Consider the following 2847-nt stretch of genomic DNA (forward strand, 5'->3'; position numbering starts at 1 on the left):
CACCCAAAGCGGGTCCTGCACACCGACCATGAATACGCCGAGAGGCGTGTTCATCCGGGGTCTCACGCGCTGACGCCGGTGAACCCGGATGTCGCTTTCGCCACCGCCGAAGAGGCGTCGGCTGGCGCTCATCCGGGCTACGAAACCTGCGCCTTCATCAACCGGCCCACCTACTCCGCCGGCGCCGCGTGCATGTCGGCATGCGGCACGTAGCTCTCGGACATGCCCATCCGGCCCAGCCAGAACAGACCGCCGGCCACGACGACATAGGCCAGCGCCACCGCCGGCGTCACGCCGAAGCCTCCGCCGATGCCGACGGCCTCGCCGTGCATGAAGCCGAAATAGGTCATGACGGCGCCTGCCAGCGCGAAGGCCGATGCCTTGGTGAAGTCGCGCTCGATCACGAACACCCCGATCGCGCCGAGCACGAGGCCGGCGAGGATCGAGCCGCCGCCCATCACCTCGAGGCCGTGATACAGCACGCCCTGCTGCGGCAGCGCCGCGATTGCCGCCGTCTTCACCGCATCGACCTTATCCGCCGCGAGGCCGCCGACGCTCTGCGCCGCCGTCACCGTCGAGGCCAGCATGGTGTCGATCTGCAGCTTGGCCCAGGCGGCAAGATGCGGCGTGAAGGCGAGCACGATCGCCGGCGCGTGCTTGACCGGCGTGGTCTGGAACGCCTGCGCGCCGATCAGCATGCCGATGTAGAGCAGGATCGGCGAGATCGCGACCACCGGCACCAAGGCCAGCAGCACGGAGATGATGCCGAGCCAGGACAGCACGATCACCATCAGGCCTGTCGCCGCGGAATAGCCGATGCGGCCCCCCATCGCCTTCCAGCCGGGATGGCCGATATAGACGGCGTTGATGAACGGGTTGCCCATCATGCAGCCGATCAGGCTGACGATGCCGTCGGCGGTCAGCACCCGCGTGGTCGGGTACTCGTCGCCCGCGGCCTCCGCGCTCTCGACGTTGTCCATCGCCTCGACGAGGTCGTAGATGCCGAACGGGATCGCGGTCACCAGGATGATCCCCAGATATTCGAAGCCGGAGAACACCGTGCCGAAGGCCGGCAGCGGCACCGAGAAGCCGAAGCTCGCGAAGGCATCACCGACGCCCTTGACGCTCAGGCCGCCGAGCCCGAGCCCGAACAGGTTCGAGCCCCAGGCGATGACCATGCCGACAGCGATCGCGACGAGGCCCGCCGGCAGCCCCTTCGGATATTTCACGCCGCCGAACCAGCTGACGAGAATGATGGCGAAGCACACCAGCCCGATCTGCGGCGTCATGTACATCTCGAGCGCCGGCCGCATCGAGATGAAGGTGACGGAGACGCCGGCGAGCGTGCCGAGCAGCGCCGCGCGCGGCGTGATCTTGCGGATATAGGGCGCGACGAAGCCGCCGATCATCAGGATGAAGCTCTGGAAGAACACCCAGACGAGGCCGGCCGACCAGCCCTTCAGGGGATCGCCGGTCTTGAGCGTGATCGGCAGCATGATCACGAAGGTGACGATGAACATGTGCGGCACGCTGACGCCGGACGGCAGCGCGCAGACATCGCTGCGTCCGGTCTTCTTCGCCAGCCGATAGGCGAGGAACGCATAATACAGGGTCGACAGGCACATCATCAGGCCGAGCGCCGGCAGGATGCGGCCGAACACCAAGCTGTCCGGCATCTTCAGGACGAAGCGCAACAGCCCGGTGAGCACGAGCATGTTGACGAGGATGTTGGTGCCGAAACCGAAGAACGCGTTCCAGTCGCCGGGTGTCCACAGCACCGGCTTGAAGTCCGCTTTGACCGAGCTTGCCGTCCCGCTTCCGCTCATCGCCTTGCTCCCCTGTTTGCCGTCAGCGACTACATGATCGAACTCATTCGTCTCGACTCGTCTCTCGGCTCTCTCAGCTCATGGCTTTCAGCACAGCGGCCGAATCCGCGACCCAGCCGAAGATGCCGCCCTGGGCCTTGATCATCTTCAGGCCCATCTCGTGGAATTCCGGGAAGTAGGAGGCGCAGCCGTCGGAGATGACGACGCAGCGATAGCCGCGATCATTGGCCTCGCGCACGGTGGTGTTGACGCAGACCTCGGTGGTGACGCCGCACACAAGAAGATTCTCGATGCCGTGATGCTTCAGCACCTCGCCCATCTCGGTGGCGTAGAACGCGCCCTTGCCGGGCTTGTCGATCACCACCTCGCCGTCGACGGGATAGAGCGCGGGAATGATGTCGTGCCCGGCCTCGCCGCGAATGAGGATGCGGCCCATCGGCCCGGGATCCCCGATGCGCAGGCTCGGCGCGCCGCGCTCGACCTTGGCCGGCGGCGCGTCGGAGAGATCAGGCTCGTGGCCCTCGCGCGTATGGATGACCAGCATGCCCGTCTTGCGGGCCGCCGCCAGCACAGCGGCGATCGGCGCGACCGCGCGGGCGAGCTGCGACACGTCGTTGCCGAGCGTCTCGCCGAACCCGCCCGGCTCCATGAAGTCGCGCTGCATGTCGATGATCACGAGCGCGGTCTTCGACAGATCGAGCGCGATCGGTTCCGGCTCGGCTGCGATCGTGGCGGTTGCCGCTGCAGATGAGTTCGCCATGTCAGCCGCCTGCCTCCCACGAGAATGCGTCGCAGGAGATGAAGCAAGCGCTATGCCATTGTGTACAATGCAATGGGGCGGCGCGGTGCTGGCGATGTACGAACTAATTCAACAGGTTGAGAACAGCGTCAGCGCTGCCCGGTTGCTGGGCAGGCGCGGTCGGCACAAACTCCGCTTATTTCGTGAGCGGTCATTGCATGCAACGATCACCCTGCTGCATGTCTGTGCGCCAAGGGAAAAGTTGAGAAGGTCTCGACTGCG

Annotated in this window: 3 protein-coding genes; 1 reads left to right on the top strand and 2 read right to left on the bottom strand. The window is 65.8% G+C overall.

Annotated features, from left to right (window positions below; translation table 11 throughout):
* The coding region (locus BRAS3809_RS37060; RefSeq protein WP_035656236.1) for a hypothetical protein at positions 1–213 on the top strand (213 nt) is incomplete at its 5' end.
* On the opposite strand, the gene BRAS3809_RS13130 is transcribed toward BRAS3809_RS37060, so the two are convergent.
* On the bottom strand, positions 171–1826 hold the full coding sequence (locus BRAS3809_RS13130) for a hypothetical protein (RefSeq protein ID WP_008962582.1): 1656 nt from the start codon (positions 1824–1826) through the stop codon (positions 171–173). The two genes, BRAS3809_RS37060 and BRAS3809_RS13130, sit on opposite strands and share 43 nt — an antisense overlap.
* Positions 1827–1899: 73 nt before the next feature.
* The gene (locus BRAS3809_RS13135; RefSeq protein WP_008962583.1) at positions 1900–2586 is read right to left on the bottom strand and encodes a cysteine hydrolase family protein; all 687 of its coding nucleotides are present in this window, start codon (positions 2584–2586) and stop codon (positions 1900–1902) included.
* Positions 2587–2847 lie beyond the last annotated feature (261 nt).

The sequence above is a fragment of the Bradyrhizobium sp. STM 3809 genome (genome assembly GCF_000239795.1).
In the GTDB taxonomy this organism is placed as follows: Bacteria; Pseudomonadota; Alphaproteobacteria; order Rhizobiales; family Xanthobacteraceae; genus Bradyrhizobium.

Bases quoted from the DNA above. Each gene is read 5' to 3' on its own strand.
- BRAS3809_RS13135 (WP_008962583.1), bottom strand. From the start codon at position 2,586: ATGGCGAACTCATCTGCAGCGGCAACCGCCACGATCGCAGCCGAGCCG.
- BRAS3809_RS13130 (WP_008962582.1), bottom strand. From the start codon at position 1,826: ATGAGCGGAAGCGGGACGGCAAGCTCGGTCAAAGCGGACTTCAAGCCG.